This is a genomic window from Streptomyces sp. NPDC001914 (assembly GCF_042891215.1).
GTDB lineage: Bacteria > Actinomycetota > Actinomycetes > Streptomycetales > Streptomycetaceae > Streptomyces.
The window spans coordinates 115,328-139,804 of record NZ_JBIASW010000013.1 but is presented as its reverse complement, the minus strand read 5'-3'; the positions used below and the strand labels follow the sequence as shown (position 1 = coordinate 139,804).

General features: G+C 72.7%; 20 protein-coding genes and 1 tRNA gene. 9 read left to right on the top strand and 12 right to left on the bottom strand.

The window, feature by feature from the left end; all coding sequences use genetic code 11:
- Positions 1-15 precede the first annotated feature (15 nt).
- A complete protein-coding gene (locus ACFYYF_RS30720; protein ID WP_388780763.1) occupies positions 16-1,647 on the top strand; it encodes a tetratricopeptide repeat protein in 1,632 nt (543 codons plus the stop codon).
- A 197-nt stretch (positions 1,648-1,844) separates the two neighbouring features.
- Here ACFYYF_RS30720 and hppD read toward each other — a convergent pair whose 3' ends face one another.
- Positions 1,845-2,990, bottom strand: coding sequence for a 4-hydroxyphenylpyruvate dioxygenase (gene hppD / locus ACFYYF_RS30715; RefSeq protein WP_361681489.1), 1,146 nt, complete (start codon positions 2,988-2,990; stop codon positions 1,845-1,847).
- Positions 2,991-3,112: 122 nt separating this feature from the next.
- Between hppD and ACFYYF_RS30710 the strand changes: the two genes are divergently transcribed.
- From ACFYYF_RS30710 to ACFYYF_RS30680, 7 genes are all read left to right on the top strand, one after another.
- The gene (locus tag ACFYYF_RS30710; RefSeq protein ID WP_328669362.1) at positions 3,113-3,583 is read left to right on the top strand and encodes an Lrp/AsnC family transcriptional regulator; all 471 of its coding nucleotides are present in this window, start codon (positions 3,113-3,115) and stop codon (positions 3,581-3,583) included.
- A gap of 23 nt (positions 3,584-3,606) precedes the next feature.
- A complete protein-coding gene (locus ACFYYF_RS30705; protein WP_329299932.1) occupies positions 3,607-4,254 on the top strand; it encodes an ABC transporter permease in 648 nt (215 codons plus the stop codon).
- 145 nt (positions 4,255-4,399) lie between these two features.
- The gene (locus tag ACFYYF_RS30700) at positions 4,400-5,611 is read left to right on the top strand and encodes a betaine/proline/choline family ABC transporter ATP-binding protein (RefSeq protein WP_388780823.1); all 1,212 of its coding nucleotides are present in this window, start codon (positions 4,400-4,402) and stop codon (positions 5,609-5,611) included.
- Between the two features lie 50 nt (positions 5,612-5,661).
- On the top strand, positions 5,662-6,474 hold the full coding sequence (locus tag ACFYYF_RS30695) for an ABC transporter permease (protein ID WP_388780822.1): 813 nt from the start codon (positions 5,662-5,664) through the stop codon (positions 6,472-6,474).
- Positions 6,471-7,439: a glycine betaine ABC transporter substrate-binding protein gene (locus tag ACFYYF_RS30690; RefSeq protein WP_388780762.1), complete on the top strand. Its 969-nt coding sequence runs from the start codon at positions 6,471-6,473 to the stop codon at positions 7,437-7,439. Before ACFYYF_RS30695 ends, ACFYYF_RS30690 begins: the two co-directional genes overlap by 4 nt.
- 86 nt (positions 7,440-7,525) lie before the next feature.
- Positions 7,526-8,224 (top strand): ArsR/SmtB family transcription factor, encoded by a 699-nt coding sequence (locus tag ACFYYF_RS30685; RefSeq protein ID WP_388780761.1) that lies wholly within the window; start codon positions 7,526-7,528, stop codon positions 8,222-8,224.
- Between the two features lie 56 nt (positions 8,225-8,280).
- Positions 8,281-8,472, top strand: a complete 192-nt coding sequence (locus ACFYYF_RS30680) for a hypothetical protein (protein WP_388780760.1) — start codon at positions 8,281-8,283, stop codon at positions 8,470-8,472.
- 106 nt (positions 8,473-8,578) lie between these two features.
- Here ACFYYF_RS30680 and ACFYYF_RS30675 read toward each other — a convergent pair whose 3' ends face one another.
- The 4 genes from ACFYYF_RS30675 to ACFYYF_RS30660 form a co-directional block, all read right to left on the bottom strand.
- Positions 8,579-9,367 carry a S16 family serine protease gene (locus ACFYYF_RS30675; protein WP_388780759.1) on the bottom strand — a complete coding sequence of 263 codons (789 nt, stop codon included), beginning with the start codon at positions 9,365-9,367 and terminating at the stop codon, positions 8,579-8,581.
- Between the two features lie 222 nt (positions 9,368-9,589).
- Complete coding sequence (locus ACFYYF_RS30670) at positions 9,590-10,231, bottom strand: helix-turn-helix domain-containing protein (RefSeq protein ID WP_361681466.1); 642 nt, start codon at positions 10,229-10,231, stop codon at positions 9,590-9,592.
- Between the two features lie 472 nt (positions 10,232-10,703).
- A complete protein-coding gene (locus ACFYYF_RS30665; RefSeq protein WP_361681463.1) occupies positions 10,704-12,506 on the bottom strand; it encodes a DEAD/DEAH box helicase in 1,803 nt (600 codons plus the stop codon).
- Between the two features lie 360 nt (positions 12,507-12,866).
- Positions 12,867-14,333, bottom strand: a complete 1,467-nt coding sequence (locus ACFYYF_RS30660) for an MFS transporter (RefSeq protein ID WP_388780758.1) — start codon at positions 14,331-14,333, stop codon at positions 12,867-12,869.
- Positions 14,334-14,582: 249 nt separating this feature from the next.
- Between ACFYYF_RS30660 and ACFYYF_RS30655 the strand changes: the two genes are divergently transcribed.
- A tRNA-Cys gene (locus tag ACFYYF_RS30655) sits at positions 14,583-14,657 on the top strand.
- Between the two features lie 103 nt (positions 14,658-14,760).
- On the opposite strand, the gene ACFYYF_RS30650 is transcribed toward ACFYYF_RS30655, so the two are convergent.
- From ACFYYF_RS30650 to ACFYYF_RS30620, 7 genes are all read right to left on the bottom strand, one after another.
- Entirely contained in the window at positions 14,761-15,927 is a 1,167-nt protein-coding gene (locus ACFYYF_RS30650; RefSeq protein ID WP_388780757.1) for an SUKH-4 family immunity protein, read from the bottom strand.
- 270 nt (positions 15,928-16,197) lie between these two features.
- The gene (locus ACFYYF_RS30645) at positions 16,198-16,377 is read right to left on the bottom strand and encodes a hypothetical protein (RefSeq protein WP_388780756.1); all 180 of its coding nucleotides are present in this window, start codon (positions 16,375-16,377) and stop codon (positions 16,198-16,200) included.
- Complete coding sequence (locus ACFYYF_RS30640; protein WP_361681451.1) at positions 16,374-18,680, bottom strand: molybdopterin cofactor-binding domain-containing protein; 2,307 nt, start codon at positions 18,678-18,680, stop codon at positions 16,374-16,376. The genes ACFYYF_RS30645 and ACFYYF_RS30640 overlap by 4 nt, the downstream gene beginning before the upstream one ends.
- The gene (locus tag ACFYYF_RS30635; RefSeq protein ID WP_388780755.1) at positions 18,677-20,134 is read right to left on the bottom strand and encodes a 2Fe-2S iron-sulfur cluster-binding protein; all 1,458 of its coding nucleotides are present in this window, start codon (positions 20,132-20,134) and stop codon (positions 18,677-18,679) included. The genes ACFYYF_RS30640 and ACFYYF_RS30635 overlap by 4 nt, the downstream gene beginning before the upstream one ends.
- Positions 20,131-21,024: an FAD binding domain-containing protein gene (locus ACFYYF_RS30630; RefSeq protein ID WP_388780754.1), complete on the bottom strand. Its 894-nt coding sequence runs from the start codon at positions 21,022-21,024 to the stop codon at positions 20,131-20,133. The genes ACFYYF_RS30635 and ACFYYF_RS30630 overlap by 4 nt, the downstream gene beginning before the upstream one ends.
- Positions 21,025-21,305: 281 nt before the next feature.
- On the bottom strand, positions 21,306-22,958 hold the full coding sequence (locus ACFYYF_RS30625; RefSeq protein WP_388780753.1) for a beta-N-acetylhexosaminidase: 1,653 nt from the start codon (positions 22,956-22,958) through the stop codon (positions 21,306-21,308).
- A gap of 1,156 nt (positions 22,959-24,114) precedes the next feature.
- Positions 24,115-24,414, bottom strand: coding sequence for a DUF3039 domain-containing protein (locus ACFYYF_RS30620; RefSeq protein WP_351861896.1), 300 nt, complete (start codon positions 24,412-24,414; stop codon positions 24,115-24,117).
- Positions 24,415-24,477 lie beyond the last annotated feature (63 nt).

Below are 24,477 nucleotides of genomic sequence, written 5' to 3'. Positions count from 1 at the left end.
CGCACAGTGAACGGCATGGAGATCGAAGAGCGACAGCCGGTGCCCGTCGGACCGCGGTCCGGGGAACCCGTCGGCGAGCGGTCCCAGGAGGACTCCGGCGCGCGGTCCCCGCAGCCCTCCGGCGCGCGCCGCTCCCCTTTCACCCGGCGCGGGCCGATCGCGGCGGTCGCCGGGTGTGTGGTGCTCGGCGGGGTGCTGGTCCTGCTGTCCACCCTGGACGACTCAGCGGCGTCGCGCCCCGCCCCGGGCCCGGTGGCGCGGGCGGTGAGCGCGGTGGGAGCCGGGGTGCCGGCGGCGCTGCCCGATCTCACGGCGCTCATCCGTGACCGCGAGTCCCGGGTGCGGGCCCGTCCGCGCGACGACGTGTCGTGGGCGGTGCTGGGCGCCGCGTACACGGAGCGGGCGCGGCGGACGGCGGCGGTCGCGTCCTTCCCGAAGGCCGAGAAGGCGCTGCGCAGGTCACTGGATCTGCGGCCCGAGGACAACGTGGCGGCGCTGGAGGGGCTGGCCTCCCTCGCGGGCGCGCGGGGCGATTTCCGGGAGGCGCGGAAGTGGGGCGAGGCCGCGGCGGAGCAGGCGCCGAAGCGGTGGACGACGTATCCGGCGCTCATCGACGCCTACTCCGGGCTCGGTGACCACAAGGCCGTGGACAGGACCCTCGACCGGCTGCTCGCGCTGCGCTCCGGGCCGACCGTCCAGGCCGTCGCGGCGCGGGTGTACCGGGACCGCGGGCGGCGCGAGGACGCGGCGGCGGCGGTCTCGGACGCGGCGGCGGGCGCGGCCACCGCGTCCCAGCAGGCGGCTCTTCTCGCGCAGGCCGGGGACCTCGCCTGGGAACGCGGCGACCGCCAGGAGTCGCTGGACCACTACCGGGCCGCGATGAGGACCGACGCCGACGCGTACGACGCACTGGCCGGGCAGGGGCGCGCGCTGGCGGCCCTGGGGCGCACGCAGGAGGCGCTGCGCGCGTACCGGACGGCGCTCGCCGAGCGGCCCGTGCCGCGTTACGCGCTGGAGCTGGGCGAGCTGTACGACTCGCTCGGGCGGGGCGCGGAGGCCCGCGCGCAGTACGGCCTGCTGAGGGACCTGGCGCGGCGGGACAGTGCCGCGGGCGTGGACGACGAACCGGTCCTCGGACTCTTCGAGGCGGATCACGGCGATGCGGGGGCCGCGGTGCGCCAACTGCGCGCCGAGTGGCGGCGACAGCCCGGCATCGCGGTGGCGGACGCCCTGGGCTGGGCGCTGCACCGTGCCGGGAACGACGAGGAGGCGCTGGGCTTCGCCGTACGGGCCACGGACAAGGAGCACGGGGGCGGTGTGCGCAGTGCCCTGTACGCGTACCACCGGGGGCAGATCGAGCGTGATCTGGGGCTGTCGGGTCCGGCACGCCGGCACCTGACCGAGGCGTTGCGGATCAATCCGTACTTCTCACCGCTGCTGGCGCCCGCGGCCCGGGAGGCCCTGACGGCACTGGGCGAGCCGCCGGCCGGGGGCCCGCCGGAGGAGTCGGCGGAGACGGACGGGTCGGGAGAGCCGGAGCCCGGGGCCGAGGAGCAGGCCGCCCCGCCGGCGGCCCCGTCAGGGGCCCCCTCAGAGGCCCCGTCTGCGGCACCGTCTGCGGCCCCGGGGCAGCCCGCGGCGCGCTGAACACGAAAGCCGGAGGCCGGAGCGCCCGGGTGGCCGGCGCATCGGGTGGCCGGAGCAATCGGGCGGCCAAGGACCCGGGCGGCCAAGTACCCGGGCGGCCGCACAGGGCCGTGAAGGACCTGTCCGGCGGACGCCGTCTTGGCGTCCGCCGGACAGGTGGAAGACCCACGGGCCCTCGGAGAGGGCCCGTTCCGGGGTCAGAGGTTGCCGCGCTTCTCCTGCTCGCGCTCGATCGCCTCGAACAGGGCCTTGAAGTTGCCCTTGCCGAAGCCCATCGAGCCGTGCCGCTCGATCATCTCGAAGAAGACGGTCGGACGGTCCTGGACCGGCTTGGTGAAGATCTGGAGCAGATAGCCGTCCTCGTCGCGGTCGACGAGGATCTTCAGCTCGCGCAGGGTGTCGACGGGGACGCGGGTCTCGCCGGCCCACTCGCCGAGGGTGTCGTAGTACGAGTCGGGGGTGTCGAGGAACTGGACGCCGGCCGCGCGCATGGCCCGCACGGTCGCGACGATGTCGTTCGTGTTCAGCGCGATGTGCTGGACACCGGCGCCGCCGTAGAACTCCAGGTACTCGTCGATCTGGGACTTCTTCTTGGCGATGGCGGGCTCGTTGATCGGGAACTTGACCTTGAGCGTGCCGTCGGCCACGACCTTCGACATCAGCGCGCTGTACTCGGTCGCGATGTCGTCGCCCACGAACTCCTTCATGTTCGTGAAGCCCATGACCTTGTTGTAGAAGCCGACCCAGTCGTTCATCCGGCCGAGCTCGACGTTGCCGACGCAGTGGTCGATGGCCTGGAAGGTGCGCTTCGCGGGCGGCTCGACGATCGGCGCGGCGGCCACGAACCCGGGCAGGTAGGGGCCCTCGTAGCCGCGTCGCTCGACGAGCGTGTGGCGGGTCTTGCCGTACGTGGCGATGGCGGCGAGGACGACCGTGCCGTTCTCGTCCTTCAGCTCGTACGGCTCGGCGATCGAGCGGGCGCCGTGTTCGACGGCGTACGCGTGGGCGGCGCGCGCGTCCGGGACCTCGATGGCGAGGTCGACGACGCCGTCGCCGTGCTCCGCCACGTGGTCGGCCAGGAAGCGGCCCCAGTCGGTGGCGGGCTTGATCACCGAGGTGAACACGAAGCGCGCCGAGCCGTTCTCGAGGACGTACGACGCCGTCTCACGGCTGCCGTTCTCCGGTCCGGAGTACGCGACGAGCCGCATGCCGAAGGCCGTGGAGTAGTAGTGGGCGGCCTGCTTGGCGTTGCCGACGGCGAAGACGACCGCGTCCATTCCCTTGACCGGGAAGGGATCGGCCTGCCGGGCGGTGTCGGGAGTGTCGTGTGTGGTCTGCGTCATGGCCGCAGGCTCCCTCCGTTCCGCAAGGTGCGCAATAGTTCGCCTGTCGACTGAGCAAGATGTTCAGCGAAGGGCTCGCACCGCCGGGCTTTCTGTACATGATGACCATCTCGGAGGCACCCATGGCGATCGATCATCTGGACGGGCGGCTGCTCCTGCTGCTGGCCAAGGAGCCACGCATCGGGGTCCTGGAGATGTCCCGGCGGCTCGGGGTCGCCCGGGGGACGGTGCAGGCGCGGCTGGACCGTCTTCAGTCGAACGGAGTCATCCGGGGCTTCGGTCCGCAGGTCGACCCGGCCGCGCTCGGCTATCCGGTCACGGCGTTCGCCACGCTCCAGATCCGCCAGGGACAAGGCGCGGACGTACGTGCCCACTTGACGACGGTGCCCGAGGTGCTGGAGCTGCACACGACGACGGGCAGCGGGGACATGCTGTGCCGGCTGGTGGCCCGCTCCAACGCCGATCTTCAACGTGTGATCGACCGGGTTGTCGGTTTTGATGGCATCGTCCGGGCCTCCACGGCGATCGTCATGGAGAACCCGGTTCCGCTGCGGATCATCCCGCTCGTGGAACAGGCGGCGGCCGAACGCTGAACCGAGGAGCGAGGTGACCCGGGGTGAACTTCTGGCAGTACCTGAGCAGCCGCCACGAACAGCTCCTCACGGACACCTACCAGCACGCCAGCGCCGTCTTCCAGTGCATGGTCGTGGCGACCGTCATCGGCGTGCTGATCGGCGTCGTCACCTACCGCAGCGACTGGGCGGGCAACCTCGCCACCACGACGACCTCCGCGATCCTGACCATCCCCTCGCTGGCCATGATCGGTCTGCTGATCCCGATCGTCGGCCTGGGCGTCCCGCCGACGGTGATCGCCCTGACGCTGTACGGACTGCTGCCGATCGTGCGCAACTCGATCGTCGGCCTGCGCGGGGTGGATCCCTCGCTGGTGGACGCGGCCCGGGGTATCGGCATGTCGCGGACGTCCCGCCTGATGCGGGTCGAACTGCCGCTGGCCTGGCCGCCGATCCTGACCGGCATCCGGATCTCCACCCAGATGCTGATGGGCATCGCCGCCATCGCGGCCTACGCCTCCGGGCCCGGCCTCGGCAACGAGATCTTCCGCGGCATCAGCTCGCTGGGCAGCAAGAACGCGCTCAACCAGGTACTCGCGGGCACGGTCGGGATCATCATCCTGGCGCTGCTCTTCGACGCCGCCTACGTCCTGCTGGGCCGGCTGACCATTCCGAGGGGGATCCGTGCCTGAGACAGCGGAGACCGCCGACGGCCCCGCGGACGCCGAGGATCCCTCCGGTACGCCGGGCGGCGCGCGCGGAGGGAGCGGCCAGGGCGGGAGCGGCACGGGCGGGGACGGCACGGGCGGGGGCTCGTCGTCCACCACGGGCGCCACCATCGAGCTGGAGAACCTCACCAAGCGCTACCCCGGGAGCCGGGACGCGGCCGTCGACAGCGTCAACATGGAGATCAAGGCCGGTGAGCTCGTCGTGTTCGTCGGCCCCTCCGGCTGCGGCAAGTCGACCACCCTGAAGATGATCAACCGGCTGATCGAGCCGAGCGGCGGCCGCATCCGGATCGGCGGCGAGGACGTCACCGACATGGACCCGGTGAAGCTGCGCCGCAAGGTCGGGTACGCCATCCAGTCCTCCGGGCTCTTCCCGCACATGACGGTCGCCCAGAACATCGCGCTCGTACCGAGGATGGTGGGCTGGCCGAAGTCACGGATCACGGCCCGGGTCGAGGAGATGCTGGACCTCGTGGGGCTCGACCCCGGCGAGTTCCGGGGCCGCTATCCGCGCCAGCTCTCCGGTGGCCAGCAGCAGCGGGTGGGCGTGGCGCGGGCGCTGGCCGCGGACCCGCCCGTCCTGCTCATGGACGAGCCGTTCGGGGCGGTGGACCCGATCACCCGCGACCACCTCCAGGACGAGCTGATCCGGCTCCAGCACGAGCTGCACAAGACGATCGTGTTCGTGACGCACGACTTCGACGAGGCCATCAAGCTGGGCGACCGGATCGCGGTGCTGCGCGAGCACTCGCACATCGCGCAGTTCGACACCCCGGAGGCGATCCTCACCAACCCGGCCGACGACTTCGTGTCGGGGTTCGTGGGCGCGGGCGCCGCGCTGAAGCGGCTCAACCTCAGCCGCGTACGGGATGTGGAGATCAGCGGCTGCCCGACCGTCACGGTCGACGATCCGCTCCAGGAGATCTTCGGCAAACTCCGTTCCAGCGGTACGAACGAGATCCTGCTCCTCGACAAGCGGGGCCGCCCCTACAAGTGGCTGCGGCGCGGCGATCTGATGCGGGCCAAGGGCTCGCTGGCGCGGGCGGGCACGCTGGTGCACGACACGGTGACCAGGGACGCCACCCTGCGCGACGCCCTGGAGGCGGTGCTCACGGACAACTCGGGCCGGGTCCCGGTGACCGGGCGGCGCGGCGAGTACACGGGGGTGGTCGACATGGAGACCCTGATGAACTCCGTGCACGAACTCCTGGAGGCCGACCGCCTCGAGGCCATGGAGCACCAGCACGAACTGGAGGAGGCGCGCGCCCATCAGACCCAGTTCGAGCAGGAGGGTGTCGACGGCGGGGAGGCGAAGGCGTGAGCACACCGCCCACCGATCGGCGTCCCGAGGGCGAGCACGAGGTCAAGGGGGTGGCCTTCCGTGACGACAGCGACGGTGAGGGCACGGAGCGGGAGGTGCCGCCGCCCGCGCCGACGGCCCCGAGGCGGCGGATCGGCTGGAAGAAGCTGACCTTCCTGCCCGCCGTGCTGATCGCCCTGCTGCTGGGCACCTGGATCTGGTTCCAGCAGGCCGACCTCGACGCGATCTCCCGGAACGCGCTGTCGAACGGGCAGGTGTCCAAGGCCCTGTGGCAGCACATCCAGTTGACGGTGATCTCCACGTTCTTCGTGCTGATCATCGCGATTCCGCTGGGGATCCTGCTGACCCGCAAGGCGTTCCGCAGGCTGACCCCGGTCGCGATGACGGTCGCCAACATGGGGCAGGCGACCCCGGCGATCGGTCTGCTGGCGCTCCTCGTGATCTGGCTCGGCACCGGCGAGAAGTCCGCCCTGATCGGCATCACGATCTACGCGATCCTGCCGGTCCTGTCCAACACGATCACCGGCCTGAAGGCCAACGACCCGACCCTGCTGGAGGCGGCGCGCGGCATCGGCATGTCACCGCTGGGGGTGCTCTCCCGGGTGGAACTGCCGCTGGCCGTACCGCTGATCCTCGCCGGCGTGCGGACGGCGCTCGTCCTGAACGTGGGGACCGCGACGCTGGCCACGTTCGGCGGAGGCGGCGGTCTAGGCGTGCTGATCACCACGGGCATCACCACCCAGCGCATGCCCGTCCTGGTCCTCGGAGCGATCCTCACGGTCGCCCTCGCGCTCCTCGTCGACTGGCTGGCGTCGCTGGCGGAGCTGCTGCTGCGGCCGCGCGGGCTGGAGGTGGGGACATGAGGGCGGCGCGCGCCCACGCGGCCCTGGCCGCCGTCCTCGTCCTGGTGTCCGCGTGCGGGCTGACCAGCGGCTCCCCGATGACCGACAACGTCGAGCCGGGGACCATCGGGCGGGGCGAGCCGCTGAAGGGCGCCAACCTCACGGTGGCGTCGAAGGAGTTCACCGAGCAGCTGATCCTCGGCGCGATCATGGGCATCGCGTTCCAGGCGGCCGGCGCGAAGGTGATCGACCGCACCGGCATCCAGGGCTCGATCGGCGCGCGCGAGGCCATCAAGAACGGTGACGCGGACGCCATGTACGAGTACACGGGCACCGCGTGGATCACGTATCTCGGCAACAGCGAGCCGATCCCGGACCCGCAGAAGCAGTGGCAGGCGGTGCACGACGCCGACCCGAAGAACGGGGTCACCTGGCTGCCGCCGTCCGCGCTCAACAACACCTACGCGCTCGCCATGAACCAGGCGAACTTCAAGAAGTACGGCACGACCACGCTGTCCGACGTGGCCGCGCTGTCGAAGTCCGACCCGAGCGCCGTCACGCTGTGCGTGGAGAGCGAGTTCGCCAACCGGGCCGACGGACTGCCGGGCATGGAGAAGGCGTACGGGATGCACATCCCCGCGAAGAACATCACCCAGATGGACACCGGGATCATCTACACCCAGGTGGAGAAGGGGAGTTGTACGTACGGGGAGGTGTTCACCACCGACGGGCGCATCAAGTCGATGAACCTGGTGGTGATGAAGGACGACAAGAAGTTCTTCCCCAACTACAACGCGGCACCGGTGATCAACTCCAAGGCCCTGAGGAAGTATCCGCAGATCGCCGAGGTCATCGAGCCGGTGACGAAGAAGCTGAACAACACGGTGGCGCAGGACCTGAACGCGAAGGTGGACGTCCAGGGCCAGGACCCGCACGAGGTGGCGCTGGACTGGATGACGTCGGAGGGGTTCGTGAAGCAGGACTGACCGGCCGGCGCCGGGAAGCACACTCCAAAGAAGTGGTTGCAAAGAAACCGTTGCAAGGGACTCTTTGCAAGGCTATCTTTGTACGCATGACGGAGCAGCCACCCCTTCCCCCCGAACCGCCGGACCTGCCGGACGTACCCGGCCCGCCGGACCCCCCGTACCCACTGGACGTTCCGGAAGTGCCGGGCCCGCCGGAACCGCCCCTGCCGCCCGAGCCTCCGCAGCACCGCCGCCTCGACGCCCGCTCACTGCGGGGAATCGCCCACCCGCTGCGCATGGAACTGCTCAGCAGTCTGCGCCAGAAGGGGCCGGCGACCGCGTCGATGCTCGCGGAGCGGCTGGGCGAGTCCAGCGGGGCGACCAGCTACCACCTGCGCCAGCTCGCGGCACACGGCTTCGTCGAGGACGCCCCCGAGCGGGGCAAGGGACGCGAGCGGTGGTGGCAGGCGGTCCATCAGGGCCTGGACTTCGGCGAGGACCTGCTCAGCGACCCGGACCCGGCGGTCCGCGGAGCGGCCGACATGTTCCTGCACGAGATCGCCACCACGCACGCGCGTGAGCTGTCGACCTGGCTCGGCACCCGCGAGGAGTGGGGGGACAGATGGACCCCCGCCACCGACATGAGCGACTTCACGATGCGGCTGACCCCGGCGCAGGCCAGGGAACTCATCCGGAAGATGCACGACCTGCTCGACAGCTACTGCGCCCTCGAACGTCCCGAGGACGACCCCGAGGCGGAGCAGGTGCGCTTCCACACGCACGTCTTCCCCCAGGCCTCCGACTGATCCAGCCGGTCGGACACCGCGCACGACTCGATCACACCGACAGAGAGGACACTGCCATGCATCCCGAGACCCACCTCCAGCTGCAGCACGTGCGCGCCGCCGACCTGCGTGCCGAGGCGGACGCGTACCGGCTCACGGCCGAGGCGAGGAACCCCGGCCGGCTGCGCGCCCGCGTCGGCTGGACACTCGTGGATGTCGGCCTCCGGCTGGCCTCCGCGCCGAGGGCGACCGTCGCCGCCGCCTGCTGACGCACCGCGCTCCCGTCGGGGAGCCGGCCACCGGCGCCGTGGCCTCGGCCCGTCGGGGCACCGGGGAATCGCCGGGCAGGCCCTGGGTCGACTTCGCCGACACGACCTAGCAGCTCGGGACCGAGCCCTTGTTCTTCTCAAGGGCCACCAGGGAGTTCACCGCTCCGTCGAGGTCGGTCACCGGGATCAGCCGGAGGCCCTTCGGCAGCTCCGCCTTCGCGTCCGAGCACTCCGCCTTCGGGACCAGGAACACGGTCGCCCCGTCGCGGCGGGCCGCCTGGGTCTTGAGGCTGACACCGCCGACCGCGCCGACCTTCCCGTCGGCGTCGATCGTCCCCGTACCGGCGACGACCCGGCCGCCCGTGAGGTCCCCGCCGCTTCCGTCACCGTCCAGCTTGTCGATGATCCCGAGCGAGAAGAGCAGCCCGGCGCTCGGCCCGCCGACGTCGGCGAGCTTGAGCGTGACCTTCACATCGCCCTTCTCGTGCAGGTACCCCAGGGCCGCCTCGGTGGCGCTGTCCTGGGACTCCTTCATCTCGTTCGCGTTGTGCCGCTCGATCTCCTTGACGCTCCCGCCGCTCGGGTAGACCGAGTCGCGCGGCATCACGGCCTTGTCCGCGGCGAACCAGGCGCTGAGCACGTCGCCGAGGGAGACGCTCGCGTCCGGGCCGGTGGCCTCGATCGTGGTCATCCGGAGCTGGCCGCTGGTGTTCCGGGTGGGCGCCCCGGTGATGGTGATCACCGCCTCGCCCTTGTTCTCGCCCAGGACGTTCGCCGTCAGGCCGGGCTGCGCCAGGGAGAACGGCAGCGGCGCGAACACCGCCGTGGCGAGCAGGGCCACGACGGGAAGGGCGCAGACGGCGACGGCTTGGGGGCGCGTGAGGCGAGAGAGCACGGAGTCAATCTAACGGCACGGTCCGGCCCGGCCTCCGCACAGGTCCCACGGCCTTGGCCCCGCACCCACCCCACGGCCTCCGCGCGGACCGGCGTGCCCCTGTCCCCCGTGAACGTCCCGCGACCTCCCCGCGAACCCACGGGCCGCTGCGGCCCGTACCGGAGGACGGCCTCCAGGACGGCCTCCGCTCGGACCACGGCCCCGTGAGGCCCCCGGCCCGGTTCAGCGCAGGGCGTCGGCCACCTCTCGGGCCGCGTCGACCACGCGTGGGCCGACCCGCTCCGGCACGGCGTCCGCCAGCATGACCACGCCCACGCTGCCCTCGACCCCCGTCACCCCGATCAGCGGGGCCGCGGCCCCGCACGCGCCGGCCTCCAACTCCCCGTGGGTGAGCGTGTATCCGGGCTCGCCCACCGGCGCCTGGCGGGCGGAGAGGATCGCGCGGCCCGCGGCCCCCCGGTCCAGGGCGTGCCGGAAACCGGCGCGGTAGGCCACGTGGTAGTCCGTCCAGGTCGGCTCGACGACCGCGACGGCGAGCGCCTCCGTCCCGTCGACCAGGGTCAGGTGCGCCGTCGCGCCTATGTCCTCGGCCAGTGCCCGCAGCGCCGGCAGCGCGGCCTCCCGGACCAGCGGATGCACCTGGCGGCCCAGGCGCAGCACTCCGAGGCCGACCCGGGCACGGCCGCCCAGATCACGGCGTACGAGGGCGTGCTGCTCCAGGGTGGCGAGCAACCGGTACACCACGGTCCGGTTGACGCCCAGTTTGTTCGAGAGTTCGGTGACGGTCAGCCCGTGATCGGTGTCGGCGAGCAGCTTGAGGACCCGCAGTCCCCGGTCGAGCGTCTGAGAGGTCTCCGCGGTCACGACGCCCACTCCTTAGTGGTGAGGTCGACGGCCCTCGTCCGGCGGATGCGGCACCGAGTCCCGTCGGCGACGCGCTTCAGAGGCCGCCGGTCGGCCGGCGCCCCGGGCTGTTCCCGGGCCGCAGTCGCTTCACGGCTGCGCTCCGCGGCGGCGCTGCCACGGGGCGTGTGCGTAGCCGGACAGTAGCGAGCCGGTCCGCTGAGCGGAAGTCTCCGTCCAGAATCCGGGCATCGGCCGGTGCGAAGTGATTCCGTTTGTCCCAGAACGCGGGGCGTGCGCCACTCGGCGTACACCGCCCGCGTACGCAGCGCACAGGCCGCCGTGCACGCCTTCCCCGACAGAACACGCCCCCTTTGCACGGCTGCGGCAGCGCGAGCCACGGGTTCCGGATACCGCCGTGTCCGGAGGTAACCGGTTCCCCATGTCCCCCGGTCGTGGACGCCTCGGACGTCCCGGCCGGTTCCCGGGGACGTCAGCGCATCCGGGTGGCCCACTCCTGGACCTTGGCGATCCGCTGCCGGAGCTGTCCGGCCGTGGCCTCCGCGCTCGGCGGGCCGCCGCAGACCCGGCGCAGCTCGGTGTGGATCACGCCGTGCGGCTTGCCGCTCTGGTGGACGTAGGCGCCGACCATGGTGTTGAGCTGCTTGCGCAGTTCCAGCATCTCCTTGTGGGAGACGACGGGGCGGCGCTCGGCGGGGATCTCCAGGAGGTCCGCCTCCGTGTCCGGCTTCTTGCGGCTGTGCGCGATCTGCCGGGCCTGCCGCTTCTGGAGCAGCAGTTGCACCTGGTCGGGTTCGAGGAGTCCGGGGATGCCGAGGTAGTCCTGCTCCTCCGCGCTGCCCGGGTGGGCCTGCATGCCGAACTCGGCGCCGTCGTAGAGGACCCGGTCGAAGACGGCCTCGGACTCCAGCGCCTCGAAGGAGAACTGCTCCTGCTCGCCGGTGTCCTCGTCCTGCTCCTTGTTCGCCTCCTCCATCTCCTTCTCGGACTCGGCGTAGGGGTCCTCCTCGCCCTCCTTCTTCGGCTTGTCGAGGGCGTGGTCGCGCTCGACCTCCATCTCGTTGGCGAAGGTGAGGAGGTCGGGGACCGTCGGCAGGAACACGGACGCCGTCTCGCCGCGCCTGCGGGACCGCACGAAGCGGCCGACGGCCTGGGCGAAGAAGAGGGGGGTCGAGATGGTGGTGGCGTACACGCCGACGGCCAGGCGGGGCACGTCGACGCCCTCGGACACCATGCGGACGGCGACCATCCACCGGTCGTCGCTCGCCGAGAAGTCGTCGATCCGCTTCGAGGCGCCGGTGTCGTCGGAGAGCACGAGGGTCGCCCTGGTGCCGGTGATCTCGCGGATCAGCTTGGCGTACGCGCGCGCGGACTCCTGGTCCGAGGCGATGACGAGCGCCCCGGCGTCCGGGATGCCCTTGCGCACCTCGGTCAGGCGCTGGTCGGCGGCGCGCAGCACGCTCGGCATCCACTCGCCGCGCGGGTCGAGCGCGGTGCGCCAGGCCTGGCTGATGGCGTCCTTGGTCATCGGCTCGCCGAGCCGGGCGGCGATCTCGTCGCCCGCCTTGGTGCGCCAGCGCATGTTGCCGCTGTAGGAGAGGAAGATGACGGGCCGCACGACGTGGTCGGCCAGCGCGTTGCCGTAGCCGTAGGTGTAGTCGGCCGAGGACCGCCGGATCCCGTCGTTTCCCTCCTCGTAGGACACGAACGGGATGGGGTTGGTGTCGGACCGGAAGGGCGTACCCGTGAGCGCGAGCCGGCGGGTGGCGGGCTCGAACGCCTCCAGGCAGGCCTCGCCCCACGACTTGCTGTCACCGGCGTGGTGGATCTCGTCGAGGATCACCAGGGTCTTGCGCTGCTCGGAGCGGTTGCGGTGGAGCATCGGCCGCACCCCGACGCCGGCGTACGTGACGGCGACGCCCTGGTACTCCTTGCTGAGGGGTCCGGCGCTGTACTCGGGATCGAGTTTGATCCCTATCCGCGCGGCCGCCTCGGCCCACTGCTTCTTCAGATGCTCGGTCGGCGCGACGACGGTCACCTGCTGCACGACGTGGTGGTGCAGCAGCCAGGACGCGAGCGTCAGCGCGAACGTCGTCTTGCCGGCACCGGGGGTGGCTACGGCGAGGAAGTCGCGCGGCTGCTCCTGGATGTACCTCTCCATCGCGCCCTGCTGCCAGGCGCGCAGCTTGTTGGCGGTGCCCCAGGGGGCTCGTCCGGGAAAGGCGGGCGAGAGGTGGTGGGTGTGCGTGGAGGCGCTGGCGGCGGTGGTAGTCACGGTCTCCGGTCTGGGTGTCGAATGGGAGCGTCCGGGTCCGTGCGCGGCGCGTCGGATGAGGCGTGACGGGAGGCGCGTGGACGGCTCGGCTACGTATGACAACCGGGCCACCCTACCGGCGCCCGCCGCGCGACGACGTGCGGACGAGGCCGGGGCGGCCGTGGATGGGACTGACGTCACAGATCACCCGCCGGCACCACCGGCACCCCGGTCCGCCCTCCGCCCGAGCCGCATCCGCCCTCCGCCCGAGCCGCCCCGACCGGTCCCGCCGGTCCGCTCCGGCCTGTCCCGCCGATCCACCCCGGCCTGTCCCGCCGATCCACCCCGACCTGTCCCGCCGATCCACCCCGACCTGTCCCGTCAGGCCGTTCCGGCCGGTTCCCGCAGGCGGGTCGTCACCCAGGCCCCCAGCAGCGCCACCCCTGCCATCGGCAGGAACACCGCCGCGAACGCGGCCGGGTGGGAGGTGTGGGCGGCGGAGGCCGCGGCCGTGGCCGCGTCGGCCACCGCGCCGCCGCCCAGGGCCGCGAAGGCGGCTCCGCCGGCGGCGAGCAGCAGCACGTTCGACAGGGCGTCGGAGATCTGCAGGGCGGCCGAGTTGGCGCCGGCCTCCTCGGGGGCCGAGAGGTGGAGCAGCAGGACGCTGGTCGAGGCGATCACCAGGCCCATCCCGAAGCAGCCGAACGCCCAGGCGACGGCGACGGTCCACACCGGCACGGCGGGGATCAGCACACTCGGCGCGGCGGCGACGGCCGCCGCGACCAGCAGCATGCCGAGGAACATCAGCCGTTCCCGGTACGGCTCCACGCGGGGCCGCGCCTGCACCCAGGACCCCAGCGCCCAGGTCCCGCCGCCGGCCGCGAGCGAGAGCCCGGCGAGCGTCGGCGACAGCCCTCTCTGGGTGACCAGCATCAGCGGCACGAAGGACTCGGCGGCGATGAAGGCTCCGGCGGAGACCCCGCGCAGCAGCACCACGGACGGCAGTCCGCGGGCCGCCCGCCAGGTGCCGCGGGGCAGCAGCCCGCGCACGGCGGGGACGAGCAGTGCGGCACCGGCCGCGGCGGGGACGAGGGAGAGCGGGCGCAGATCCTGCGCGGCGTACTGGAACAGCGCCGCGCCCAGCGCGATCCCGAACGCCAGCCGGATGCGCCGCCGGTCCAGCGGCGCGCGGTCGCCCGACCCGGCGGGCCCGGACGCCCGCCGCCGTATCTGCGGGCCCGCGAGCGCGAGCGGGAGGCCGACCAGCGGCGGAATCCCGAGGAACACCCAGCGCCAGCCGAGGTGCTCGGTGACCGCGCCCGCGGCGAGCGGTCCGACCACGGACGGCACCACCCAGGCCGCCGCGAACGCCGCCATGATCGCCGGCCGCAGCCGCTGCGGGTAGGCCCGCCCGACGACGACGTACAGGGCGACGATGACGAGCCCGCCGCCGAGTCCCTGGACGGCCCGTCCGAGGATGAACATCCACATCCCGCCGGCGGTCCCGGACAGCAGCAGTCCCGCGGCGAACGCGCCGATGCCCGAGGCCAGCGAGGTCAGCGGCCCGTCGCGGTCGGACAACTGACCGGCGAGCACCATCCCGAACAGGCTCGTGGTGAAGTAGGCGGAGAACGCGAACGCGTACAGGGCGACCCCGTCGAGTTCCCGCGCGGCCACGGGCATCGCCGTCCCCACGGCCGTCGCCTCGAACGCGATCACCACGACCACGGAGACGATCCCGACGGTGAGCGCCCGGCGGGCCCGGCCGAGCACCCCGCCGGAACCGTCGTCGCCGTCCCCGTCCCCGGACGGAACGATCGCGGCCTCGCTCGCTTCCACTGCTGTCATGCAGGTCAGCGTAAGGTGCGCAGCTTTGGATGACTCCTGTCGGTGGTCGGTGATCCAGCAGGTCTTTGGACCTAGGACCGCTCCCCCGGGCCGGCGTCGGGCCCCGTTCCGGCGGGCCGGCCCGCCGTTCGTGAACGGCGTGTGGCAGTCGCGTTGCAGCCGCCCGGGAACCCTTGAGCCCCTTCCCTCACCCCGCCTACGGTCTTCCCATCAGGTTCGGAACGAGTGAGCCGTGCCGCACCTGAGAACGACCGTGTGCCCGAGTGGTTCAGGGGCTCGACTGCAACTCGAGTTACGTGGGTTCGAATCCCGCCACGGTCTCCACGCAGGGCCGGCCGCTCCGTTTCGGGGCGGCCGTTCTGTTCCAGGCCGGCCGTCCCGTTGCGGGGCGGCCGTTTGCGTCGGGCGGTCGAAGGCGCCGGGGCCGCTAGGCGTAGAGCATGCCGGAGGACCGGTCCTCGAATATCTCGGGCCAGTGGCGGCGGCCGTCGTCGCCGGGGAGGGCCGGGGTCCGGTCGCAGGCGCCGGGGTCGACGGTGGCGAGCGTCTGCGTCAGGGTGGCGGCGAGCTGTTCGTAGGAGTCGCTCAGGTGGTGGGCCGCGTCCACCGTCCGCTCGCGGTGCAGGAGCCAGAGGGTGAACGCCAGCGTGGAGACGTCCGCGTTGAGCGGGCGCAGGGTGAGGTCCGGCTCGCTCCAGGCGAGCACGGCGCCCGTGGCTCCGTCCACCACCAGGCTCGTGTCCTCCAGGAGGTTGCCGAGGCGTATCAGACGGTCCGCCCCGGCCGGAAGCAGAGCGGTGGAGAACGTGTCGGGGCGCTCCTGTGCGTAGTACTCGGTGAGGGCCGCCAGCGGCATCTCGGTGTCGAGCTGGAAGAGGAATCCGTCCTCGGGCAGGCCCGACTCCCGCAGGAAGCGGCGGGTCGGCTCGTGCGTCAGGGCGGGCGGGAAGTCGACGTCCTCGAAGCGCATGATCCCGCCCGCGCCGAACTCCTCGTCCAGCAGCCGCTTGGGCAGACCGAGGACGAGTCCGTCGCCGGGCCCGGCGATCCGGGCGAGCGGGCGGATCAGGGCGGCCATCCGCCAGTACGGCGGCACGGTCTCGCCCGTGGCGTCCTCGAAGACGGCGCTCAGCCGGTCCGACACCTGCGCGACCGCCCTCGGGCCGAACGGGCCGGAACGGCCCCGGGCCAGCGTCAGTTCCTCGGTGGCCGCCGCGAAGCGCAGCAGGGCGTCCAGGGAGGGCGCCAGGGGCGAGAGATCCAGGTGGGCCGGGTTCCGTCGGACGTACGCCGACGACACGGCGCCCGTCATCCCGTCGAGCAGGATCGACTCCAGGTCCCGGTCGAGGCTGCGCAGCGCGCCGATGACGAGCTGGTCGCGCAGCTCCCCGGCGAGTCTGTCGGCGTCGCCCGCCAGGTCGGCGACCGTGCGCAGGCCGTGCTCGCGAAGGGCGCCGAACGCGAGCAGCGCGCCTTCGTGCGGCAGTCCGGGGCCGGTCAGCCGGTCCCTGGTGCCGGCGTGTGTGACGAACGGATCCAGTTCGTCGTCGGACAGTGTGATCGCGCCGCCGACCTCGATGTCAGTCGTACTCATGGCTCCCCCGCGCATGTGAACGCTCCGTGCTTCCCCCGGAAGGGAACGGCCGTTCGTGGCACGGCGGTTCCCCACGAGCCAGAACGATACGCCGCCCCACTGACAACGCCAGGGACGCGCCGGAACGGACCGGACGCAATCGGGAAACCGCCGTCGGCGCACCACGGCGGCCGTCCGGTGGAACGGTGGGGTCCGGTGGCGCGGCGGTGTGCCGGGGGGAGCGGCGGGTGTGCCGGGGGTGGCGCGGTGGGTGCCGGGCGGCGGCGGCCGTCAGGTGAAGTAGACGCCGCCGAGGACGACGGCCACGGCCGCGAGCACGAACAGCAGCGCCCACAGCAGCAGTCTGCCCACGCCGGGCGCGGGTTCGTAGCGCGGCTCCCCGGTGCCGGTCGGCGACGGGGCGGAGGCGTCCGGCGAGGCTTCGCCGGCCGCCCGCTCCCGCTCGCTCACGAGGCCGTCACCACGGCCGCCTGCGGGCGGATCGGCAGTCGGTTGACGGGCCGTCCGGTGGCCGCGCGGACGGCGGAGGCGATGGCCGCGGGCGAGGTCACGACCGGCACCGCGCTGGCCGCCTTGGCGCCGAAGGGCGCGACGACGTCGCGCTCCTCGACCAGCTTGACGATGTGGATGTCGGGCGCGTCCAGGGCGGTCGGCAGGGCGTAGCCGGTGAGGTCGGGATGGCGGACCAGACCGCGGTTGGTCCGCAGGTTCTCGGTCAGCGCGGCGCCCACACCCTGGGTGACACCGGCCTCGATGCGGGCCCTGAGCTGGGCCGGGTTGAGGATCCGGCCGACGTCCTGGGCGAGCGCCAGCTCCACGACCCGTACCGAGCCGAGTTCGATGTCGACGTCGACCACCGCGCGGACGGCGCAGAAGGCGAGGCCCACGAAGGCGTCGCCCTGGCCGTGCTCGTCCAGCGGCTCGGTCGGGTGCGGGCGGCACTGCGCGGTCGCCCACAGCTCCTTGCCGTCCATCGCCTCGGTGACCGTGGTCGACAGCACTCCGTCGTACGACGTGATCTTGCCGTCGGTGATCTGCAGCAGCTCGGTGGACATGCCGAACTTGTGCGCCAGGGGCTGCAGCAGCTGCGTACGGACCATCTTGGCCGCGCGCTCCACCGCTCCGCCGGACACCCAGGTGTGCCGGCCGCGGCAGCTCGGGCCGGCCGGCGGCTGGTCGGTGTCGACCGGGGCCACGTGCACCTCGTCGATGCCCAGGGTCTCCTGGACGATCTGGCGGGCCAGCGTGGTGAAGCCCTGGCCGGTCTCCACGGCCGCGCACAGCACGGTGGCGACACCGTCGTGGACCTTCACGGTGGCCGTCGAGACCTCGTCGGCGCCCTCGGCGCCGAGCATGTGCACCATGCCGAGTCCGTAGCCGACACCGCGGCGCACGGCTCCGGGTTCGCCCGCGCCCTCGGGGCCGCCGGGCAGCAGCCACTCGTCCTCGGGCGTGTCCTTGGGCAGGGCGGGCAGCGGGTAGTCGCGTACGGCCTGCAGCAGCTCGGCGACGGGCGCCGGGCAGGTCACCGTCTGGCCGGTCGGCAGGACGTCGCCCGTGGCCATGACGTTGCGCAGGCGCAGTTCGGCGGGGTCGACGCCGAGTTTCTTGGCCAGCTTGTCCATCTGGGCCTCGTAGGCCGCGCACACCTGGAGGGCGCCCTCGCCGCGCACATGGCCCGAGGGCGGGTTGTTGGTGCGGACGGCCCAGCCCTCGATGAAGGCGTTCGGGACGACGTACGGGCCGCAGGCGAAGGAGACGGCGGCGGCCAGCGACTCGCCGGAGGTGTCGGCGTAGGCGCCCGCGTCGAGCAGGATCTGGGCCTCGACCTTGACCAGGTTGCCCTCGGCGTCGGCGTGGTGCCGGTAGCGCAGCAGGGTCGGGTGCCGGTGGGCGTGGCCGAGGAAGGACTCCTCGCGCGTGGCGGTGAGTTTCACCGGGCAGCCGGTCGCGAGCGCGAGCAGGCCGAGCGCGAGCTGGAAGCCCTGGTCCTCACGGTCGGCGGTGGCTCCGGGGACACCGGTGACGACGACCTTCACGCGCGCGGGTTCGAGGCCGTAGCAGGCGGCGGCCGCGTCGCGGTCGCTGTGCGGGTCGGTGGAGGCGATGTAGAGCTCGACGCCGCCGTCCGGGCGGGGCACGGCGAGTCCGGCCTCGGCGCCGATGGGGGCGGGGTCCTGGCGGCCGATGCGGTACAGGCCCTCGACGACGACCTCGCCGACCGCGTCCGGGTCGCCGTGGCTCAGCGGGATGTGCCGGATCAGGTTGCCGTCGGGGTGCAGCGGTTCGGCCTCGAAGGCGTGCTCCGGGTCGGTGACCGGTTCGAGCACCTCGTACTCGACGATGACGGCGGCGGCGGCCAGCCGCGCGGTGTCCGGGTGGTCGGCGGCGACGGCCGCGATGGGCTCGCCGTGGTGGCGTACGACGTCGGAGGCGAACACCGGGCGGTCGGCCCTGCCGCGGCCGTGGACCGGAGTGCCGGGCACGTCCTCGTGGGTGATGACCGCGCGCACGCCGGGCATGTCCCGCGCGTGGCTGGTGTCGATGGACAGGATGCGGGCGTGCGGATGCGGCGAGCGGAGCACGGCGGCCCACAGCAGGCCCTCGGCCCACAGGTCGGCGGCGTAGGGGAACGTGCCCTCGGTCTTGGCGCGGTCCTCCGCGGCGGGCAGCGAGACGCCGAGCCCGTGCGGCAGGGGCTCGGGGCCCGTCTCGGGCGCCGCCGGTGTCGCGGTCGCGGTCTGGTTGGTCACGCCTGGCCTCCGTCCTGGCCGTACGGCTGCTCGTGCTGTGCCGGTGAGCCGTAGGCGGCGCCGTCCTCGTACGCGGACGGGTGGACGCCGCCGGCACCGGGGCCGGCCTGGTGCGGGATGCGGGCCTCGTCCGCCTCGGGGGCGGCGTCGGCCTCGGCCGCGGCGGCGGAGTGCGCCTCGCGTTCGGCGACGACCTCGCGCACGGCGTCCAGGACACCGCGGTACCCGGAGCAGCGGCACAGGTTGCCGCACAGGGCCTGGCGGGTCTCCAGCTCGGTCGGCGCGGGGTTGCCCTCCAGCAGGTCGTGCAGGGTCATCGCCATGCCGGGGACGCAGAAACCGCACTGCACGGCTCCGCACCTGGCCAGCGCCCGCTGGACGTCGGAGGGCTGCCCGTCGGCGGCCAGGCCCTCGACGGTGCGCACGTCGCTGCCGGCGGCGGTGACGCCGGGCACCAGGCAGGAGGCGACGAGCCGGCCGTCGACCTGGACGTTGCAGGCGCCGCATTCACCCTGCGAGCAGCCGTCCTTGGCGCCCGCGAGGCCGAGCCGCTCGCGCAGCACGTAGAGCAGCGACTCGCCGACCCAGGCGTCGGTGACCGGCCGGTCGGCGCCGTTGACGCGCAGGACGTAGGAGGCGAGGGGGTGGTCGTCGTGTCCGGGCGGGGCCGGGAGGTCGGCGTCCGGCGTCTCCTCGGCGGTCACGGCCGCCTCGTGCGCCGGATCCGGCTCGGCCGTCGCGGGCGTCTCCGCGGTCACCGGCTCGGGGTCGGCGGCGGGCTCGGGGGCCTCGTGCGCGAACTGTGCGGGCTCCTGGGCGGCCTGCGCGGGCGATTCGGCTCCGGGATGCCCCGCGAGCCCGGCGGGGGCCTCAGCGGCCGCCTCGTGGGCGTCGGCGGTCCAGGGCTGTCCGATCTCGCCGGCCCAGGGCGCGGCCGCGCCGCCGGGGAGCGTGGCGGGCGGGGTGCCGCCCCACTGCTCGACGAGCGCCGAGGTGGTGAACTCGCCCGACTCGTCCGGGAGGTCGCCTCCGGCCACCGGGATCGACCACTGGCCGGTCACGTCGTGCCCGGCGCCCTGCGCCTGGCCGCTGCCGTCGTCGAACTGCCACTGCCCGGTGGACCCGGGGTGGTACGTGAACCGGTCGTCGTGGGCGCCGGCCTGCTGCTGTGCGGTGTCGGGATCCGGCCACTGTCCGCCGCCGTCCTGGCCGCCCCACGTTCCGCCGGCGGCCGGGTCCCCGGCCTCGGGCGCGGCGGGCGTCACGGTGATCTGCGGGGGCACGTAGCCGTGTCCGGGCGCGGCAAGCGGCTCCCGGCTGGCGAGAAGGGCCTCTATCCCGCCCTCGGGGAGTTTGACGAAGGCGGTGGCTCCGTCGTCGTAGTCGCCCTGGGGCAGCGGGTCCCAGCGGCCCCCGCCGCGCGAAGCGCCCTCTTCGTGCTGGTCGTCGGTCACGACAGTGCCCTTCCAAGTGCTCGTCGGGCCAGCGCGGCGACGGTGCGCCGCAGGTGCAGTACGGCGGGCGGAAGCGGTGTGAGGGTTCCGTCCTCGGCGGGGACGGGGTCCGGGATGCAGGCCGCGGCCACGTACTCGCCGAACGCGTTGAGCGCCTCGGGGACGATCGCGCGGTTGTTGTCCCAGTCGATGAGCTGGGCCACCCATGCCTCGGCGTCCAGCGGCCGCAGCGGCATCGGCGCTATGGCGCCGACGGCGCAGCGCACGCCGCGCCGGGCCGGGTCGAGGACGACCGCGACGGAGGCGATGGCGCGCCCGGGTCCGGTGCGGCCTGTGGCCTTCAGGAAGACCTGCGGGGCGTGCAGCAGCGGCACGCGCACGTAGCCGATGAGTTCGCCGCCGCGGAGCATGTCCACGCCGGCGAGCAGGTGCGACACGGGGATCTCGCGGCGGGCTCCGCCCGGCCCCGCGATGATCAACGTGGCTTCGAGGGCGGCCAGTACGGGCAGCGCGTCCCCGGTGGGGGCGGCCGAGGCGATGTTGCCGCCGAGGGTGCCGGCGTTGCGGATCTGCGGCGGTCCGGCGGCCCGCGCGGCGGCCGCGAGCGCCGGGATGAGCGCGGCGAAGTCGGGGCGGCCCATGCGGGCGTGCGTGAGGCCCGCGCCGAGCAGCGCGTGGCCGTCCTGGTACTGCCAGCCGCGGATCTCGGTGATCCGGCCTAGGCCGACGAGCGCGGCCGGCCTGAGCTGTCCGGAGTTGACCGCGGCCATCAGGTCCGTGCCGCCTGCCACCGGAACGGCCGTGGGCATGGCGGCCAGCGCCGCCACCGCCTCGTCCAGCGAGACGGGCAGCGTCACGGCCTGCGCCGTCTGCGGTGCGTGCGTGGTCAAACCGGTTGCCCCTTCCCGCTGCCCCACCTGGTCCCACCTGTGCTGCCGTACGGTACGTGCTGACAGGGCGGACGTGGCAACTCTGGCACATCTTCCCGGGCCCCCGACGCAGGGGTCCGCTAGGAGGCATTCGCCCGCCTCACCAGGGAGATGGCAGGTTTTCGCACGGCATCACCGGTGGAAGCCGATTATCACTCTTTGGTGACCCTTGGGGGTCATTTTTCCTTGCGGGGCAACGGCTCCGGGACGCCGGAGCCGGAGCCGGGCGACCGTGAGCGGTCTCACACGTTCGGGGGCGCCCCCTCGATCGGACGTCCGAGCACCCCCGGCCGTCGCTGCCAGGGCCTGGGACCCGAGGGCGCGCGGTAGGCCACGCCGAGGGCGTCGAGCCGCCCGTAGTGGGCGTCCATGCGCCGCTCGAAGCCGGCGAAGTCCCGTTCCCCGGGGGCCGGCAGACGGCTCCAGGCGACCTCCGCGAAGGCGGCGAGCCTCGGGAACGCCTGGTAGTCCACGCGCGCGTGGTCCTCCATCACCTCGGTCCACAGGTTGGCCTGCGTGCCCAGCACGTGCCGCGCCTCCGCGTCGGTGAGCTGCGGCGGAACCGGATCGAAGCGGTAGACGTCCTCCAGGGTGCGCACATAGGCGATCGGCACCGGTTCGTCCTCGCCGGCGGCCTGACGGTAGTCCAGGTACACGTGCTGCTCGGGGCACATGACGACGTCGTGGCCCGCGCGCGCGGCGGTGACACCGCCCTGGTAGCCGCGCCACGACGACACCGCGGCGCCGGGCGCGAGACCGCCCTCCAGGATCTCGTCCCAGCCGATGAGCCGACGCCCGCGCGCGGACAGCCAGTTGTCGAAGTGCCGGATGAACCAGGCCTGCAACTCGTCCTCGCCCGCGAGCCCGAGCTCCCGGATGCGCGCCTGCGCGGTGGCCGACTCCCTCCACTGGTCCTTGGCGCACTCGTCGCCGCCGATGTGGAAGAAACCGGAGAACTCCGGGAAGCGGTCCGGGTCCGCCGGGAACAGTTCGAGGAGTTCCTCGAACACCCCCTCGTAGAAGCGCAGGGTGTTGTCAGTGGGGGCGAGTACGTTTTTGGAGACGCCCCAGTTGTCCCAGACGGTCAGGGAGGTCGTGTCGATGACGTCGGTGTTGCCCAGTTCCGGATACGCGGCGATGGCCGCCTGCGAGTGGCCGGGGATGTCGATTTCGGGGACGACGGCGATATGCCGCTCGGCCGCGTACGCGACGATCTCCCGGATGTCGTCCTGGGTGTAGAAGCCCCCGTGCGGCTTCTCGTCCCACAGCGGCGAGGCCCGGTGGCCGAATTTGGTGCGCGCCCGCCAGGAGCCGATCTCCGTCAGCTTCGGATAGCGATTGATCTGGACACGCCATCCCTGATCGTCGGTGAGATGGAAGTGGAAGACGTTGAGTTTGTGCGCGGCCAGCAGATCGAGGTAGCGCAGGACGCCTTCCTTGGGCATGAAGTGCCGTGAGACGTCGAGCATCAGACCGCGCCAGCGGAATCGGGGCGCGTCCTCGACGACTCCGTGCTCGATTTCGTACACCGCCCCCGGACGGACCGGGGCGCGGCGGAAAGCGTCGGGGCCGAGCAGTTGACGCAGTGTCTGGGCGCCCCAGAAGACGCCGGCCGCGTCACCGCCGCGGATCTCGACTCCGTCGTCGCCGACACCGAGCCGGTACGCCTCCGGTCCCAGGGTGTCGTCCAGGAGCAGGCGTACGGCGCGCGGGGCGTCCTGCGGCCCAGGTCGCAGCGGCAGTCCGAGTGCGGCGCCGAGCGTCGAACCGAGCCAGCGTCCGGTGGTGTCCGTGCCCGGGGCGGCCCACAGGACGGTGTCCGCGTCCAGCGTGAACCACCCCTCAGTCGTGCCTTCGACGACGAGGGGAGCGGGAATCAGGCCCGTGTCCTTCATGTCCATCCGTCCTTCAGTCCTTTACCGCCGCCGGGGCCGGAGACGAGTCGATGGGTTCGCGTACGGAGAAGAGCCGGTACGAAGAAGATCGGCGCGTGGAAGACCGGCGTCCGAATGACCGCCGGGGGACGGACGCCATACCGTCCGGTCGGGCTCCCGGGTTCTCGCTCCGCGGGCGCGGGAAATCGTCCCGGCGGCCGTGGACCGGAGGGAGACGGCCCGGAAAGGGAGGCCCGGGGGAAATCGCGCACGGCGCGCCCGACCGGGTTCGCGGACGCCTTCCACGTGGCCATGGCGGGCCCGGTGGAACCGCGCGGCATCGGGGTCGCGAAGGGCCGCGAGAAGGCCGCCCGCGGCAGAGTCCTCGAACCCGGCGACTTCGGTCGGCCGAAGTCGGGCGGGAAGGCGAGGAGAGGCCCGCCGGAGCCTCGCGGGACATCGCGCGGGCGGCCCCGGGCGTGATCGGCAGGGCGGTCCGGAATCGGAAGCGGAATCGTCGTGGCGGTGCGGCCGGGAGAATTCCGGCGAACACGGGGACGCCCCTGGCGCGGTCCGCCCCGGGAAGGCCTCCGGAGAACTGACGGAAGAATTCCCACCGCCCCGAGCCACCCGGGAAAGATCCCCGGGAACGGCCCACCGCACGGAGCGGCCCCGGTGGACGGCAGTAGACCTGCCGACCGCGACGGACCGGTCGACGGCCGAGTACCCGCCGGCGGCAAGACGCCGGTCACCCCCGGGAGGCCCGTAGGTCGCGGGGCTTCTGATGCCGTCCGGGGACGTGGTGGTCAGTGTCCGGGGCACGGTGATCCGGGGGCACTGGGCTTCAACGGCGTCCTCCAGCCAGGGCTTGTTGCGGTGTGCGCAATGGCGGTTCCGCATCGCACAACACTCTGGAGGCTAAGGAGTACCGGGACCCGCCCACAAGAGGTCTACACCACTCTGTGATCGCGGAACCGGTCGCCGAAATGATCGCGGAACCTGTGAAGACCAGCCCGGCCCGCACCGGGCGCGGCCGCACCCCTCACGCGGAACGCCCGCACCCACCGCACGGCCCCGCCGAGTCCCCGCACACGACACGGCCGCGCCGCCCCTCCCCGGGGGCGTCGCGGCCGTGGTCGGTCTGCGCGGCGTACCGCGCCGGGGCAGGAGCCCGGCGCTACTTCTTGTCGCCGCCCTTGCCCTGGTCGCCGCCGCCGGCGCCCATGGACTCGAAGATCTCCTTGCACATGGGACACACGGGATACTTCTTCGGGTCGCGGCCCGGCACCCACACCTTGCCGCACAGCGCCACCACGGGCGTGCCGTCCAGCGCGCTCGCCATGATCTTGTCCTTCTGGACGTAATGGGCGAAGCGCTCGTGGTCCCCGTCGCCGTGCGACACCTGCGGCGTCGGCTCTACGAGGGTCCCCGTCCCCGTGCCTCGCTGGGGCTGGGTCTCAGGCTCAAGAGTGCTCATGAAGCCAAGGGTACTGGGGCTCGCACCCATCAGTTGAGGGAAGGGTCGCGCACCTTCGGCCGG